Raw genomic sequence first — 16,150 nt, 5'->3', positions numbered from 1 at the left:
CCATGCAGCTTGAAGATCTTCGAGTCGTTCTGAAAGTCGCAGAGTTTCGTAGCATTACGGCTGCTGCAACACATTTAGATATGCAAATGGCGACAGCAAGTGCGGCGGTTAAGCGAATAGAGGCTGCACTTGGTGTTGAATTGTTTGTTCGAACCACGCGTCACTTACGTTTATCCAGTGCTGGTGAGCGCTATTTGCCACAATGTATTGCCGCCATGTCTATGTTGGATCAAGCTAAACAAACTATTCACAATGATTTGGATATCATTAGCGGTGAGATTCGTTTAGCGGTGTCGTCTGATTTGGGGCGAAATATTGCGATTCCTTGGGTGGATGATTTTATGGAGCAGTATCCACAAGTCACCTTAAGAGCTCATGTTAGCGACAGCAATATAGATTTTTATCGTGATGCGTTGGATATTGCCCTGCGTTATGGCGCGCCATCGGATTCGAACTTGTACGGTTTTAAAATATGTAATGTGCCTCGATTATTAGTGGCGAGTCCAAGCTATCTTGAATTGCATGGCACGCCAGAACATCCTAAAGACTTGCTTAATCATCAAGGTTTGTTTTATCAGCTACAAAATATTTTGAACGATACTTGGCACTTCTCATGTAAAGAGTCAGGTGAAAAGCCTGGTGCAGAGCGCTCTTATAAAATTAAGCCCAAAGCCTATTGTGCGGCGAACGATGGAGACTTGGTTCGGCGTTGGTGCGTGGCGGGGAAAGGCGTGGCAATAAAGTCCTCGTTGGATATTGCCAATGACTTGCTTGCAGGTCATGTTGTTTCTTTGATGCCGGATTATAAAATTCCCCAAGTGGAGCTTTGGTTAATTAGTCCGAGTCGTCAATCCATCACGCCAACGGTGCGCCTCTTGCGAGATATGTTTCGAGAGCGCACCAAGGCGCTTTTAACTCAATTAGTAGATAAAGGGTTGTTAGGGAAAAGTGTACTGGAGGATTGAATGCTTTGCTTTACGACATGCTTTATAAAAAATGCTTATTTTAATAGAGCTTTTTTTTCTAAAAGAGGTGCTTGAAAATTTGCTTGGTGATCCTATTTTTAGCAATGTGACAGGTTCGTCTTACGTTAAAAGAGAACTTCTGTTACGACTTTTGATGATTAGTATTTTGCTTCAATTAGGAGGATCTATTATGAACTCAATTGATTTTACCCCACTTTATCGCAGTAGCATTGGTTTTGACCGTTTGGCGTCTTTACTTGACAATGCACTAACAACGGACAATGTGTCTGCGGGTTATCCACCTTATAATATCGAAGTGGTCGATGATAACCGCTACGCCATTTCGCTTGCTTTAGCAGGTTTTGAAGAAAGTGATCTAGATATTAAGGTGGAAAAAAATGTGCTAACTGTCCGTGGTGATAAAGCGGATTCTGATGGGCACAGATATCTCCATCAAGGCATTGCAAACCGCTCATTTGAGCGCAAATTTAATCTTGCCGATTATGTTGAGGTAACCGATGCGGTGCTAAAAAATGGACTACTTACCATCAGTTTGGTGAAAGAAATTCCTGAGGCAATGAAACCAAGAAATATTGCCATTAACCAAGCAAGTGATGGTGTTCTTGAGCATCAAAAAGATGACTCAATAGAAAGTAAGTCCAAAGTAGCTTAAGTAAGAATAGCTTATTAAGCACAAGGGCTGTGAAAAATCACGGCCCTTTTTTATCAATTTTTAGTCATAAATATTATTTTGCGAATAGTTGTCTCATATCTTTAAAGGCTTTGAATTCCAGAGCGTTACCGCAAGGGTCGAGGAAAAACATTGTGGCTTGTTCACCCACTTGGCCCTTGAAGCGAATATAAGGCTCAATAATAAAATCTGTTTCCTCGGCCTTGAGTCGCGCAGCTAATGCTTCCCATTGCTCCCAAGTTAATACCACTCCAAAATGCGGAACTGGCACATTGTGCCCGTCCACTGAGTTCGTGCCAGCCGCTTCCTGATATGACATTTTTGGGTGATGATGAATCACCAACTGATGACCGAAAAAATTGAAGTCTACCCAAGCCTCGGCGGATCGTCCTTCTTCTAAACCGAAAACATCACGATAAAATGCCCGTGCTAGCGGAACGTCGTAAACGGGAATGGCAAGGTGAAAGGGTTGTAAGCTCATTTTTTATCTCCTGCAGATGACTGACTTTAGAGATTGTAAATCGATCAATAGAACAATAATATCAATGAATATTTTTATGAATGATAAGAAAAATTGATCAATGATTAAAGAACTCAAAACACTGATTGCCGTGGCAGAGGAAGGGACGTTCGCAGCAGCGGGTAATAAAATTGGCCTAACGCAAGCGGCGGTTAGTGCTCAAATACAACGATTGGAAAATGAGTTAGGTCTAGTTTTGTTTGATCGAGTTGGACGTTCCGCTCATCTTAATCATGCTGGATTGACTGTGTTGGAGCAGGCGAAAGATATTGTTGAACGTTGTCGCCAATTAGGTATGACGCCACAAGCATCGGAAGGCGTTAAGCTTATTAATGTTGGTGCGATTACCTCTATACAAAGAACGCTTTTACCTACTGTTTTGGCGCAATTTCATCAGCAACATACTCATTGTCGAACACGAATATTTCCAGGTGTTTCGATGGCGTTGTTGGATCAGGTGGATTCAGGAGAGCTGGACCTTGCTGTAATGATTAAACCTACTTTCGTGGTGCATTCTGATTTGGTTTGGGAAGCCTTGATAGAGGAGCCGTTTGTCTTAATCGTGCCACGTAGTTATGACGTAAATGATTGGAAAATTGCTCTCAAACAATGTCCTTTTATTCGTTATGATCGAACGTCTTTTGGTGGGCGGCAAGTGGATAAGTTGCTACAGCAGCTGCCTTTTTATCTTGATGAAAAGTGTGAAGTTGATGAGATAGGTGCGATTGTGAAGCTGGTGGAGTTAGGTGCTGGCGTTGCCATTGTGCCGCAAACAGAAGAGCATCGAACTTGGCCTAAGTCAGTCAAAGCGTTAAAGCTTGGAGATCATAATATACAGCGTGAAATTGGCTTGGTTTATAAAAAGCATTCACTTGTTGATATTGATATAAATGGTTTAATTCAGTTGATCAAAATGTCACGTGAGTTGCTATAGTTATGAGACTAAATATTTTTCTATTGGAATGATGTCGAGGTAGGGATATGGCGGAATTTCTTGTTTTAGGTGCAGGAATGGTTGGTGTGAGCAGTGCGTTGGCGCTGCAAGCTCGTGGTCATCAAGTAACAATCGTTGATCGTACTGGTGCGGGTCTTGAAACCAGTTATGGCAATGCGGGTATGATTCAAGTCGAGGCTGCTGAGCCCTATGCGTTGCCAAAAGATATGGCAACATTGTTTAAATACGCGCTTGAAATTAGCAATGATGTGACTTGGAAGATGAACGGTGCGCTACAAATGGCGCCTGCTTTGTGGTCGTATTTTTGCAATTCGTCGCCCGAAAAACACGCTAAGATTTCTCGTGTTCATTCTCAACTAACTTTTCGGTCTACTGCTGATCATGAGCCTTTGATTCGCGATTCTGAATCTGAGCATTTGATTACTCATTGTGGTCTTGTCATGTTACATAGGGACGAAAGAGAGTTTCAGAAAGCCTCGAAAAAAGCCGAATTTCTCATGAAAGAATATGGCGTCACGTCTGATATTTTTGATGGCAAAAGCTATCAGAAAAAAGAACCTGCATTAAAGAAAACACCAGCGGGTGCGGTGCATTACACGCAAAGTTGGAGTTGTTCTTCTCCGGGGGATTTAACTAAGTCCTACTGCGATTTGTTCGTCAAACGAGGTGGCCGCTTTGTCACTGGTGACGCCAGTACTTTGCAACATACTGTTTCGGGTTGGCAGATTCTCACCAGTGATGGCGAGCTGAAGGTCGAGCAAGTGGTAGTAGCACTTGGGCCTTGGTCGCCAGAGTTACTAAAGCGCTTTGGTTATCGAATTCCGATGGTGTACAAGCGTGGTTATCATGGGCATTTTCACGCGCCAAAAACACTGCAACGGCCATTTTTAGACGTGGCCAATGGCGTGCTGGCTGCACCGATGGTTAAAGGATTAAGAGTGACGACGGGCGCGGCTTTGGTACCGCTTAATTCAGCTATTGATACTAGCCAGCTTAAACGCGGAGCTATCGCATTGAATGAAATCATCGACTTAGGCGAACAAGTAGAAGAACCTCAATGGATGGGAACTCGCCCTTGTATGCCTGACATGTTGCCACTTGTCGGTGAAGCGCCAAATCATAAGGGTTTGTGGTTTCACTTTGGTCATGGGCATCAAGGTTTTACGCTTGGCCCAACTACGTCAGAGTTGTTGATTCAAGCAATAGAAGGTGAGCGTAATGAGTTACTAGAAGCGCTTGTACCAATTAATCGTTTGTAATCCATCTAAAAGAAAATAAGAAAAGTAAAAACAAAAAAAGCAGACGTTTGTGAAAACGTCTGCTTTTTATTGACCAATTCATTAACGTCTTGAATTAGTTGCTTTTCAAGTAGTTCAGCATAGTGTCAGCATCAGATACTTCAAACGGGTCGCTTGGAGCATCGTCTTGGAAGCCAGCTTCAGAGAACATTTTCTTGATCTCGCCGTTTTCTACTAGCATAGAATAGCGCCAGCTGCGCATGCCAAAACCTAGGTTGTCTTTTTTGACAAGCATACCCATTTGGCGAGTGAAGTCACCGTTGCCGTCAGGTAAAAGGAAAACGTTTTTCGCGTTTTGGCTTTTGCCCCACTGGAACATAACAAACGCATCGTTCACAGAAATACAAATTACGGCATCAACGCCTTGCGCTTTGAATTCTTCGTATAGTTCTTCGTAGCGTGGTAGGTGAGATGTAGAGCAAGTAGGAGTGAATGCACCTGGCAAAGAAAAAACAACGACTTTTTTGTTGTTAAACAAATCAGCAGTAGTGACGTCTTTCCATTCAAATGGGTTCGATCCTTCTAACGCTTCATTACGAACACGTGTTTTAAAGACAACATTAGGTACATTAGTAATCATTTTCTTTCCTTTTTTTGCGTATTAATAATTTGAATTTACGTATTAGCGATTTAAGAAACCTCGTTTCTGCAAGAAGCTTAGCATATGTTCGCGTTTCTTTTTCTGTACAGCGGCCGCAGTTTGCTCAGACCAATTACTGCTTTTCTGATTATCACCACGGCTTTGGTAATACGCCTGCATTTGCGCATCATAGGCTTTAACATCTTCTGCACAACGGCTGCTGTCGTAGCTGTCTTTATGAAGGATGACATCGACTGGTAGACGTGGTTTTAAATCAGGTTGTGCGTCTGGGTAGCCAAGGCAAAGACCAAAGATTGGGTAAACTTGATCAGGAAGATTCAATACTTCAGCAACTTGTTCTGGATCGTTGCGAATACCACCGATAAACACGGCACCAAGACCAACCGATTCTGCTCCAAGCATTAAGTTTTGTGCAAAAAATGTCGCATCGGTTGTCGCTGCAATAAAGTGTTCTGTGTTGCCTTCTAACTCACCTAAGCCTTGCTCTAAGCTGCAATACTCAACGCGAGTAAGGTCTGCACAGATGACAAAGAATTCTGCTGCAGATTCGACCCATTTTTGACCGCCTGCCAGCGTTGCAATTTTTTGTCGATTTTCTTTGTTAGATACTTGAACAAGGGAATAGGCCTGAATAAAACTTGAAGAGGCCGCGCCTTGTGCGCACTGGATAAGTTGCTTGAGTAAAACTTCATCAATGGTTTTGTCTGTGTATTGACGAATAGATTTATGATTTGACTGAGCTTGAAGAATTGGGTTCATAGTCGACATCTTTTGAAAATGAGATGCATAGATACTAGAGGCTTAGTGGTGATGGGTCAAAGTACTATCAGTAATAAAGAAGTATAAACAGAGGAAAGACTTACCCATTTGGGGTAAGTCTTTCTATGTACAGGTGAAGTTTTTTTAGAAGCGGTATTCAGCACCAACACTAGCTTGTTTAAAATCAGAGTCAAAGTCTGAATTAGAATCAACGTTATCTGCGTTTAGATCAACGTCGTACCATGTATATTGAGCGTTAACTAGTAAGTTTTCTGTCACTTTGAAGTTAACACCTGCGCCTGCAAATAAGCTTCTATCGTCTGAACTGCCTTTAACCGAGGCGATGTTATAGTCGGTTTCATGCCAAAGCTGACCAGCCTTTGCAAAGAGCTCAACCGTTTGAGTGATAGGGATTGTTCCTTTTAACGCAGCTGTGTAACCAGTTGTTTCTGCATTTGCGGCACTGTTGCCGTAGCTGCCAAAGTCAATGTAACTACCTTCTAAGGCAAGGAAAGAGTTGAAACGGTAACCGACAATACCTTGTACTACATCGTTATCGTCATCAAAGTCATCATCGCTTTCCACTTTAAGATAACCGTAATTACCGCCAACATAGAAACCACTGTTGTTTTCAGCCATATCTTCCGCTTTCACTGCGGCACTGAATGAGGCTATAGCGATGCTACCTGCGATTACTGGAATAAATTTTTTCATTGTATAACTCCTTTTAGTTACTTAATTGAGAACTTTGCGAGTTGAGTTACTACTCTGGGACATGAATTTTTGAATGGCTAGTTTTCCGAAGGCTTTTACCTATTTGCTTCATTTTCTATGCGTTAAACCTAGGTAAGAAACGCTTTGCTGATACTTTATAGAGAGGGATTGAGCGGAGAAAATTAGGTTGAAGATAGTAAAAGAATTACATAAAGGTGCCAGAGCTTCGAAGTTACACTGGCACCTTTATGTATTTATTAATTGTTTTTATTCAATGATATTGATGACTAGCCACTTCTCCCCATAAGCTTTCAATACGATTGTCTCGGCCGCAGCTTGCACGGTAAAAAGCATAACGAATGGGATTCTTGGTGTAGTAACTCTGATGGTATTCTTTAGCAGGGTAGAACTTTTTGGCAGGAAGAATTTCGGTAACAATATCGTTTTTAAACGGTTTTGTTTTTTTGACCTTAGCTAGAGACGCTTCAAAAACTGCTTTTTGTTGGTCATCTTGGTAAAACATCGCGGTCTTGTAAGGAGAGCCTTTGTCACAGAATTGGCCTTCGGCATCGGTTGGGTCAATTGTTTTCCAGTAATAGTCAGCCAATGTCTTTAAAGAAACGATGTCATCATCAAAATAAATGACAACGGCTTCAAAGTGGCCGGTATTTTTGGCAGATACCTTGCTGTACGTTGGGTTTTCAGTATGACCTCCTGTATAGCCAGAGACAACATCACTGACACCTTGAACCAATTCAAAATCAGATTCTACACACCAGAAACAACCGCCTGCGACTATCATGGTTTGTGGTGCGGCTTGTGACATGCTACTAAAAGTTGTTACTCCAGTAAGAAGCAGCAATCCTAAAGCGCTGTTAAATATATGTTTTATGCTCATTTTGTGTGTCCTTTAAATCATAAGAAATATGTCATCTAGCTCTTTGGCGTTATGGGGAATGCTTTTCTTACATCTATTTTTTCTTACACTTATATAATAGATATAAACAGTAGGAGGAAATTGACATCTCGAATGCTAGATAAGGTGTAAGCAAGTTTAATACGTTATCTTCCTACTTAATGACCTATTTTTTGTACATTTGCATGGCACACTAGATGCGGTTCTAAAGGGAGCCGTTATTTGGCTGTATATATGCTGAGCATATTAAAGACATCTAAATAATCAATTAAACAAATATAGGATTGTCTTATAGTATGTTTAACAGTCAATTCAACTCTCATCTGTTCATGGATACGATCACTGTTAATTCGCACTGTTAGGTAGGTGAAGATTACCGCTGTGCTGTTTGAGGTTTGAAAAGAAATATTCTTTGTACAAATTTTAATGGGGTAGTCATGAGTGCATTTGTTACTGAACGTGTATTAAGCGTTCACCACTGGGATGAAAATTTATTCAGCTTTAAAACCACACGTAATCCAAGCTTACGTTTCGATAATGGTCAATTCGTTATGATTGGCTTGGAAACGGAAACTCGTCCTTTGATGCGTGCTTACAGTATTGCTAGCCCTAACTATGAAGAGCACTTGGAGTTTTTTAGCATTAAAGTGCCAAACGGGCCGTTAACTTCACGTTTACAGCATTTAAAAGTCGGCGATGATGTTTTGGTCAGCCGCAAACCGACTGGTACCTTGGTGACTCGCGATTTACACCCAGGTAAAAACTTGTATTTGTTGTCTACTGGCACAGGCTTGGCGCCTTTCTTAAGTGTTATTCAAGATTTTGACGCTTATGAACAATACGAAAAAATTGTTTTGATTCACGGTGTTCGCCACGTTAGTGAGTTGGCTTACGCTGACTTCATCGAAAAAGAATTGCCTGAAAATGAATTCTTCGGCGAGCAAGTAAAAGACAAATTAATTTATTATCCAACCGTGACGCGTGAACCGTTCCGCAATCAAGGTCGTCTGACCGATTTGATTCGCAGTGGTAAATTAGCCGAAGATATTGGTTTGCCTCAGTTGAATCCTGCTCACGACAGAGCCATGATTTGTGGTAGCCCAAGTATGCTTAAAGATACGTCCGCTTTGCTCGATGAACTTGGTTTTAACGAATCACCAAAAATCGGTGTGCCAGGGGATTATGTTATCGAGCGAGCTTTTGTCGAACATTAACTGCGAGAGTAATTTTCTCGCTGACAAATAAATTTAGGAGATGTTATGAGTACTGATACAAAATCGAATCAAGATTATGTTCCTCCAAAGGTTTGGACATGGAATACAGAAAATGGTGGTAAATTTGCCAGTACTAACCGTCCAATAGCAGGGGCAACGCACGAAAATGTCCTGCAAGTCGGTAAGCATTCACTTCAACTTCATTCTTTGGCTACGCCGAATGGTCAAAAAGTTACCATCATGCTGGAAGAGCTTTTAGCTTTGGGAATCAACGAAGCAGAATACGATGCGTATTTGATTAACATTGGTGAAGGTGATCAGTTTGGTTCAGGCTTTGTTGAGATCAACCCTAACTCCAAAATCCCTGCCTTGATGGATCATAGTACCACGCCACCAACTCGTGTATTTGAGTCTGGTTCTATCCTGCAATACCTAGCTGAAAAGTTTGATGCCTTGGTACCAAAAGATCTAGCTGCTAAAACAGAATGTCGTAACTGGTTGTTCTGGCAAATGGGCTCTGCGCCTTATTTAGGCGGTGGCTTTGGTCATTTTTACGCCTATGCTCCAACGAAAATGCAATATCCAATTGATCGCTTTTCTATGGAAACCAAACGTCAGTTAGATGTATTGGATAAGCAGTTAGCGAATAATACTTATATGGCGGGTGAGGAATATTCTATTGCTGATATCGCGATTTGGCCTTGGTACGGCAATTTGGTGCTAGGTAATTTATACAGCGCAGCGGAATTCCTTGATGTGACTAGCTATAAAAACGTATTGCGTTGGGCTAAAGCTATTGAGCAGCGTCCAGCGGTACAGCGCGGTCGCATTGTTAATAAGGCTTTTGGTGATGGCGCTAAGCTTCAAGAACGCCATGATGCAGCGGATTTCGACGGCCTTATCTAGTAAAAAAATAGAGCTGAAATGGTGCATTTTTATAAAGAGACAAGGCATAAAATGGCTTGTCTCTTTTTTATTTGTAATAAATAAGAAGAGTTCAAAAAATAAACAGTTATTTGTGTTTATTCTGTGGCTTGTCACCATTTTGTAAGACGTGTCTGTGTTAGAATTGAGGCCTACGAAATCTGTTGGCCAGCATGATGCTGCAACCTACTCTTTGTTTGTGTCTATGTACTAGGCGATGTTTGCCTTTTTTTGCAGCGGCTAGATAAAAGAGAACAGCTCTACGTCTCATTTAGAGAGCTTTACCATGCAAAATTTAACGCAAGATGGACAAAACCTAGTTAACTCCCTTTCCCGTCGCTACAACCTAAGCTTTGATGCTGTGATGCACATGTTGATTGCCGTCAATAATGGCAATGGTTCGATGGCACAGTTCAACTGCCCTGAGCTGGGCGGTGGCGGTCAGTGGATGCGCGGAGGCATGACCATGGTGGGTGACATGTTCAACTATGGTTTGAAATCGACAGTGGATAACCTGTGTAATGAATTGGCTAACGGCCTGGCTAATATGCAAGTGTTCATGCCATTACCAAAGGGCTCAAAATCCAGTAATCAATGGTGGCCGGGTGATCTTGGTCAGCCTTTTAGCAGCGGTGCGCAAAATAGCACGCGTTACGCTATTTTTCCGAATCGTTTAGCGGTTGAAGTGAATGGCAATGTGACGGTTTACGATACGTTAGACAATAATATTGGTGGCATAAGCCAGCAGCAGGGCGGTAATTCATCACTGACTTTTTCGAGCCAATACGGCACGATTCCGGTGAATACCTTACCCATTGTTTCTGGTGCAGGTTCGTCTAGCTCAAATACGAACAATCAATCATCACAACAGTCAGCACAACAAAATCTAGCACCACAGAATAACTTTGTGGCTCCGCCTGCGCCAATGGCCTTTACGCCAGCGCCTGCGATGCAAGCTCCTCAGAATTTGACTAATGCATCGTCTGTTGATGAAGTGATTCAATTGATTGAAAAGTTGGCTAAGTTGCGAGATATGGGCGCGATTTCAGATAACGAATACAATTCTAAGAAAACAGATTTACTCAATCGTATTTGATTGAGTAAATAGAGTGTTTTGTTAGGTAATTGCAACCAATTAGAACGGCAGAGCAGCATCAGCCTGTAACATGGCTTGCATGTTTTCTGCTGTCATTGGTTTGGCGTAATAATAGCCTTGCCCGTAAAGGCAGCCCATTTCGATTAACCTTTCTGATTGTGATTTATTTTCTATACCTTCCGCGATGACTTCGCATTCAAAAGAATTTGCCAGCATGACGACAGATGACACGACGGCTTGTTTTCTAATATCCTGCTCTACTCCATCAATAAACGATCGGTCAATTTTTATGTGGTTTACATTAAGATTGCTGATGTAAGACAAAGAGCTCATGCCTGTGCCAAAATCGTCTATAGCTAATTTGATTCCGGCTTCTTTAAAGTTATTTAGACTTTGAGATATGTATTCTATGTTGACGCTGGTTGCAGATTCGATTAACTCTATTTCTAGTTTATTTGCTTCAATTTTATGATTTTTAAGTAGCCTAAGAGTGAAGTCTAATAAACTTGGGTCGAGTAAATTGTAAGGTGATAGGTTAATTGCGATGGGTGTAAACAGCCCTTGCTGGTGCCAAAGGTCAAGCTGTTCAATTGCGTTTGTAATAACGTAGCGGCCAAATTCTTGAACACGACCACTTTGCTCTATCAACTCAATAAAATGGGCTGGGGGTAGAAGCCCATCTGTTGGATGATACCAACGAGCTAATGCTTCAACACCAATAATATGACCATCTTTAAGTGACACTTTAGGTTGATAATGAAGCTTAATTTGCCTTTCAGATAATGCATCATCTAAATCGGCACGAAGTTTTAAGCGCTGGCGACCGCACTGTATATTTCTTTCATTAAACATACTCCAGCCACTGCGATTTTGTTTCGCTTCATACATGGCCGTATCAGCATATAGTATCAACGACTCTGGGTCTGTGGCCTGGCTTGGATAATGTGAAAGGCCAATGCTGGCACCTGTGCTAATCGCGAGTTTATTAATCATTACCGGCTCATTACAGGTAATGATTAATCTCTGTACAAGATTTTTAGCTTGCTCAATATCCACTTCTGGTGCCCAAATGATAAATTTGTCACCACCAAAGCGAACAAGCGTTTGAGCGTCGTCTAATACTTGATTCAGTTTTTGAGCCACTTTTATTAAAAGAGTATCGCCTGCTGCATGCCCAAATGTGTCGTTTACTTCTTTGAATTTGTCTAAATCGATGACAAAAAGACAACCTTGTTTAGGGTGATGGCTATAAAATTCTTCGTATTTTTTATACGTTGGATCCGAGTGATCGATAATGATGGGGTGCATCATGTTAGCCAGAAACAGGCGGTTGGGTAATCCTGTTAATGAATCATGAGTCGCCAGATGAGCTAGTGAATCGTTTTTATCCTGAACGCGTTTATTCATCCATGATGATAGAGTCAGTGCGAACCAAGTTGCTAACCAGAAGACGATAATTGAGGTAATGATGAGGCGTTTCATCACAAATGTGAGTGTATTATCAATATATTCTGATGTCTTGATAATGATGACTTGGTATTTATCCCCTCTTACCACCTGCCAAAGAAATTGCTTTCCACTCATTGTTTCTTGGCCATTTGGCATATCAACGGTAGATAAAGACGTGCTTGTCAACAACATGAGTTTAGATAATAAGAGATCAATCTCAATAGGGTTCATTTTATGATCAATAGACCATTCTAGATTTGGTCCAGTGATTTTTATATAAAGCTCTGATTCCTCTAAATGACCATTAAAGTAGACCAACTTAATAAGTTCTGCGAGATGTTCTTCAGGAGCTTTCTTGTTAGTAATGAGAAGTTCACCATGGATCAACATGGCTTGCCTATGTAGTGAGTCTAGCGCTGTTTTTAGACCCAGATCAGCCGCAAGGCGATAAGATACGACCGTATAAATAGAGGCGACAGATAACGCAACAGTAAGACATATCAGTATCAGCTTTAAGCGGAAGGATTTGTCTCTTTGTAACTCTAACAGTGCTGTCATAAAAACCTTGAGTGGGTGGAAGGCTTCTTATTTTTTAACTTTATAGGTACTAATCCCTGCGACATGATAAACGGGGCACCATCCTGACAATAGGGATATTAAGTTGAGTGCACCGAATACGCCTATTAATACTTCTAATACAGGCTCTTCTAAATAGTCGCCGTTGAAAAGAGCAAAACCAGTAAATACAATTCCTACAACGCCTCGAATTATTCTATCCGCAGGATGTAAATTTCTTTTCATTTAGGACTGCCTTTTAAATTTATTAATATCACGAGTACTGCAAAATAGTCGGCTTTATGCGGATAAGAAACAATATCAAGACTGTAAGGAATTGCATCACATTTGTAATTGGAGTGTGTTGACAGGGCTTCCTGACTACAAAATAAGGCGCGTTTTGATGAAGTTTAAAAAAGCTTCAATACGAGATGCTAGAGCTGTGTGTTTGTAGTAGACCGCATTAACTTGCTCTCTGGGATTGGGTGTCTGTATGGATTCGATTAGTAGGCTGATCAAGCGTCCTGCTTTGATATCTTCACTCACCATAAAGTTAGAGAGTAAGGCAATGCCATTACCTGCTAAACACAATTGACGAACGGTTTCGCCGCTACTTGCTTTGATGTCAATTGACAGTTGAATAGGTGGTATTGTTGGCAGTTTGTTTAAATTGGCAATATCGGAAAAGCCGATGATATCGTGCAGTGCTAGCTCCTCGACTGTCTTTGGTATGCCGTTTATTGCCAGATAATCTGGCGAAGCAACCAAATGAAGTATGCTTCTTCCAAGCAAGGTGGCATGTAATCCTGAATCACTTAATCCTCCAATACGAATAGCAAGATCGGTGCGTTTTTCAATTAAGTCAATAATGCTGTCGTTCGATACTAGCTCAAGTTCAATATCTGGATAAGCCGCTCTAAAGGGTTTAATAAGAGGAACGAGTTGATGAAGTACAAAAGGACTAGCTGCATCGATGCGTAATCGCCCAGAAGGTCTGGTTTTTTGGGCAGTAAGCGCAAACTCCGCACCAGCAATCTGTTCCATTGCACTGCGAATCGCCATGATAAAGCGTTCGCCTTCCTGTGTTAGGCTGACTTTTCGTGTCGTGCGGGTAAACAAACTGCATGCGTGTTCTTGCTCTAAGCGAGTTATGGCACGAGATACTTTCGCCACTTGAATGTCTAATGCATTGGCTGCTGCAGAGAAGCCGCCATGATCGGCAACCGCAAGCAATATTTCTAAGTCTTCTGTTTTTGATCGAATGCCGTTCATTGCTTATTCCATCACATTATTATTGCTGTTATTGATAAAGTAATTTGTTACTTATGCTGTTTTTGTAAATATTAGCAAGCTTCATACTCCACTCCAACAAAACTTGAAATGTCTCTTTTAAAGGCAGCTTTCTTTAATGGAATGTTTCTTCAATATAGGAGTGCATGATTATGCCACTTGCTCTTTGGGCGCTGACTCTCAGTGCCTTTGCAATAGGAACCACAGAGTTTGTTATCGTAGGTTTGATACCGACGATAGCGAATGATTTATCCGTCAGTTTACCCAGTGCAGGCTTGCTCGTCAGTTTGTATGCGTTAGGTGTTGCGGTTGGCGCACCAGTGCTAACGGCTTTGACGGGCAAGCTCAATCGTAAATGGCTGCTCATTGGCTTAATGAGTTTGTTCATTCTTGGCAACATGCTGGCTTGGGCGGCACCGGGTTATAACTCGCTCATTGTTGCTCGTATCTTAACCGGATTGGCTCACGGAGTATTTTTTTCGATCGGTTCGACGATAGCCACACGTTTGGTGTCGAAAGAAAAAGAGGCCAGCGCGATTGCGCTCATGTTTACTGGTTTGACCGTTGCTCTTGTTACTGGTGTTCCGTTAGGAACTTGGATTGGACAGCATTTCGGCTGGCGTGCGACTTTCTTGGTGGTCTCAGCATTGGGCTTAATCGCCATGATTGGCAGCGCAATTCTAGTGCCAAATAATCTTAAACAATCCCCTAATGCCAGTTTGGTAAAACAAATGTCTGTATTGGTTAAGCCACGTTTGCTTTTGGTGTATGCCATGACAGCAGTGGGTTACGGCGGAACGTTCGTGGCCTTTACTTTTCTCGCCTCCATTCTTGAATCTGTGAGCGGTTTCCCATCTTCCGCCATTGGTTTGATCATGCTGGTGTACGGTGTATCGGTAGCGATTGGTAATATTTGGGGCGGAAAAATGGCTGACCGAATTGGTCCGATTAGTGCTTTGTCTTATATTTTCTTGGCTTTGGCTGCGGTGCTTGTTCTCTTTTACTTCACCGCGCCCTATCCATGGCTGGCCTTGATAACCGTATTGCTTTGGGGCGCTTTCGCTTTTGGTAATGTACCAGGCTTGCAGGTTTATGTAGTGCAAATTGCGGAACGAGAAACGCCCCACGCAGTAGACGTTGCCTCGGGTTTAAACATCGCTGCGTTCAATGTAGGCATTGCGTTAGGAGCGCTTATAGGCGGACACATTGTTGATCAATATCGCTTAATAGATACGGCTTGGGTTGGTGCGGTCATTGTTTTGGTGGCGCTGGTTCTGACACGCTTTAGCGGCTACTTAGATAAGAAAGACCGCTTTACGGTTCAATTAAATAACCTTTAACAGGAAAAATATTATGAAAAATACCAACTTTACGCTGGGAATGGGCACTTTTCGACTTCAAGATAAAGTCGCTTATGACTCTGTGAAAATGGCGTTAGAAGAAGGCTATCGCCATATTGACACTGCTCAAATCTACGGGAATGAAGCCGAAGTAGGGCAAGCCATTGCAGATAGCGGTATCCCAAGAGACGAATTGTTCATTACGACAAAAGTTTGGTTCGAAGCTTTTAGCGAGGACAAATTCATCGATAGTGTGAAAAAAAGCCTTACTAAGTTGAAAACCGATTATGTGGATTTACTTTTGATTCACTGGCCGTCGCCGCAAGATGAAGTCGATATGGTGTTGTATCTAAACGAATTGAAAAAGTCGAAAGATATGGGGTTAGCACTCGAAATCGGTATTTCTAACTTCACCATAGCGCAAACTCAACAAGCGCTAGACATTCTGGGTGAAGACGAGCTATTCACGAACCAGATCGAAGTGCATCCATATTTGCAAAACGACAAGCTAGTGAATTTTTGCCAAACTAATAAGGTTGCAGTGACAGGTTATATGCCGTTTGCCTATGGCAAAGTATTGTCTGATGAAACGCTAAAAGCTATTGCTGAAAAACACCAAATAAGTACTGCGCAACTAGTTATTCAATGGCTGGCTCAGCGCGATATTGTCACTATTCCGTCGTCTACTAAACGTAAGAACCTTACTTCAAACTTTGAGAAAGTAAGTATTACTCTAAGCGATGCAGACATGGATCGAATTGCCGAATTGGATTGTAATGATCGACAGGCCAACCCAGATTTTGCCCCTGAATGGGATGCATTTAGTTAGTTTTAAAGAATATTAGCGTTTAAAAAGCTGGCTT

At 41.8% G+C, this 16,150-nt stretch carries 17 protein-coding genes; 9 read left to right on the top strand and 8 right to left on the bottom strand.

The features are described 5' to 3' along the window. Window positions 1–2 precede the first annotated feature (2 nt). Window positions 3–965: a LysR family transcriptional regulator gene (locus TY87_RS06410; RefSeq protein WP_100186448.1), complete on the top strand. Its 963-nt coding sequence runs from the start codon at window positions 3–5 to the stop codon at window positions 963–965. A 190-nt stretch (window positions 966–1,155) separates the two neighbouring features. Beyond that, window positions 1,156–1,638, top strand: a complete 483-nt coding sequence (locus TY87_RS06405; RefSeq protein ID WP_100186515.1) for an Hsp20 family protein — start codon at window positions 1,156–1,158, stop codon at window positions 1,636–1,638. 73 nt (window positions 1,639–1,711) lie between these two features. Here TY87_RS06405 and TY87_RS06400 read toward each other — a convergent pair whose 3' ends face one another. Further along, complete coding sequence (locus TY87_RS06400) at window positions 1,712–2,137, bottom strand: VOC family protein (RefSeq protein ID WP_100186447.1); 426 nt, start codon at window positions 2,135–2,137, stop codon at window positions 1,712–1,714. Between the two features lie 100 nt (window positions 2,138–2,237). Between TY87_RS06400 and TY87_RS06395 the strand changes: the two genes are divergently transcribed. Then, window positions 2,238–3,110, top strand: coding sequence for a LysR substrate-binding domain-containing protein (locus tag TY87_RS06395; protein ID WP_100186446.1), 873 nt, complete (start codon window positions 2,238–2,240; stop codon window positions 3,108–3,110). 47 nt (window positions 3,111–3,157) lie between these two features. Next, window positions 3,158–4,390, top strand: a complete 1,233-nt coding sequence (locus TY87_RS06390) for an NAD(P)/FAD-dependent oxidoreductase (protein ID WP_100186445.1) — start codon at window positions 3,158–3,160, stop codon at window positions 4,388–4,390. A gap of 94 nt (window positions 4,391–4,484) precedes the next feature. Here TY87_RS06390 and TY87_RS06385 read toward each other — a convergent pair whose 3' ends face one another. From TY87_RS06385 to msrA, 4 genes are all read right to left on the bottom strand, one after another. Further along, window positions 4,485–5,009, bottom strand: a complete 525-nt coding sequence (locus TY87_RS06385; RefSeq protein WP_072840120.1) for a peroxiredoxin — start codon at window positions 5,007–5,009, stop codon at window positions 4,485–4,487. 42 nt (window positions 5,010–5,051) lie between these two features. Then, entirely contained in the window at window positions 5,052–5,789 is a 738-nt protein-coding gene (nfsA, locus tag TY87_RS06380; RefSeq protein WP_232617081.1) for an oxygen-insensitive NADPH nitroreductase, read from the bottom strand. A gap of 144 nt (window positions 5,790–5,933) precedes the next feature. Beyond that, window positions 5,934–6,503, bottom strand: coding sequence for a porin family protein (locus TY87_RS06375; RefSeq protein WP_072840118.1), 570 nt, complete (start codon window positions 6,501–6,503; stop codon window positions 5,934–5,936). Between the two features lie 271 nt (window positions 6,504–6,774). Next, window positions 6,775–7,401: a peptide-methionine (S)-S-oxide reductase MsrA gene (gene msrA, locus TY87_RS06370; protein WP_100186443.1), complete on the bottom strand. Its 627-nt coding sequence runs from the start codon at window positions 7,399–7,401 to the stop codon at window positions 6,775–6,777. Between the two features lie 455 nt (window positions 7,402–7,856). Here msrA and TY87_RS06365 point away from each other — a divergent pair, with 455 nt between their 5' ends. The 3 genes from TY87_RS06365 (at window position 7,857) to TY87_RS06355 (ending at window position 10,653) form a co-directional block, all read left to right on the top strand. Continuing rightward, window positions 7,857–8,633 (top strand): ferredoxin--NADP reductase, encoded by a 777-nt coding sequence (locus TY87_RS06365; RefSeq protein ID WP_100186442.1) that lies wholly within the window; start codon window positions 7,857–7,859, stop codon window positions 8,631–8,633. 45 nt (window positions 8,634–8,678) lie between these two features. After that, window positions 8,679–9,539 carry a glutathione-dependent disulfide-bond oxidoreductase gene (gene yghU / locus TY87_RS06360; protein ID WP_100186441.1) on the top strand — a complete coding sequence of 287 codons (861 nt, stop codon included), beginning with the start codon at window positions 8,679–8,681 and terminating at the stop codon, window positions 9,537–9,539. Window positions 9,540–9,843: 304 nt separating this feature from the next. After that, window positions 9,844–10,653 carry an SHOCT domain-containing protein gene (locus tag TY87_RS06355; protein ID WP_100186440.1) on the top strand — a complete coding sequence of 270 codons (810 nt, stop codon included), beginning with the start codon at window positions 9,844–9,846 and terminating at the stop codon, window positions 10,651–10,653. Window positions 10,654–10,692: 39 nt separating this feature from the next. Here TY87_RS06355 and TY87_RS06350 read toward each other — a convergent pair whose 3' ends face one another. The 3 genes from TY87_RS06350 to TY87_RS06340 all read right to left on the bottom strand — a co-directional run bounded on the left by TY87_RS06350 (window position 10,693) and on the right by TY87_RS06340 (window position 13,929). Next, entirely contained in the window at window positions 10,693–12,660 is a 1,968-nt protein-coding gene (locus tag TY87_RS06350) for a putative bifunctional diguanylate cyclase/phosphodiesterase (protein WP_100186439.1), read from the bottom strand. Between the two features lie 27 nt (window positions 12,661–12,687). Beyond that, entirely contained in the window at window positions 12,688–12,903 is a 216-nt protein-coding gene (locus TY87_RS06345) for a YgaP family membrane protein (RefSeq protein WP_072840111.1), read from the bottom strand. Window positions 12,904–13,038: 135 nt separating this feature from the next. Further along, on the bottom strand, window positions 13,039–13,929 hold the full coding sequence (locus TY87_RS06340; protein WP_100186438.1) for a LysR family transcriptional regulator: 891 nt from the start codon (window positions 13,927–13,929) through the stop codon (window positions 13,039–13,041). A 170-nt stretch (window positions 13,930–14,099) separates the two neighbouring features. Between TY87_RS06340 and TY87_RS06335 the strand changes: the two genes are divergently transcribed. Beyond that, window positions 14,100–15,287 carry an MFS transporter gene (locus TY87_RS06335; RefSeq protein ID WP_100186437.1) on the top strand — a complete coding sequence of 396 codons (1,188 nt, stop codon included), beginning with the start codon at window positions 14,100–14,102 and terminating at the stop codon, window positions 15,285–15,287. Window positions 15,288–15,300: 13 nt separating this feature from the next. Continuing rightward, window positions 15,301–16,116: a 2,5-didehydrogluconate reductase DkgB gene (gene dkgB, locus TY87_RS06330; protein WP_100186436.1), complete on the top strand. Its 816-nt coding sequence runs from the start codon at window positions 15,301–15,303 to the stop codon at window positions 16,114–16,116. Window positions 16,117–16,150: the final 34 nt, after the last annotated feature.

Source organism: Marinomonas sp. BSi20584 (assembly GCF_002792415.1).
In the GTDB taxonomy this organism is placed as follows: domain Bacteria; phylum Pseudomonadota; class Gammaproteobacteria; order Pseudomonadales; family Marinomonadaceae; genus Marinomonas; species Marinomonas polaris.
The sequence above is the reverse complement of the archived record's forward strand: the minus strand, read 5'-3'. Positions and strand labels throughout refer to the sequence as shown.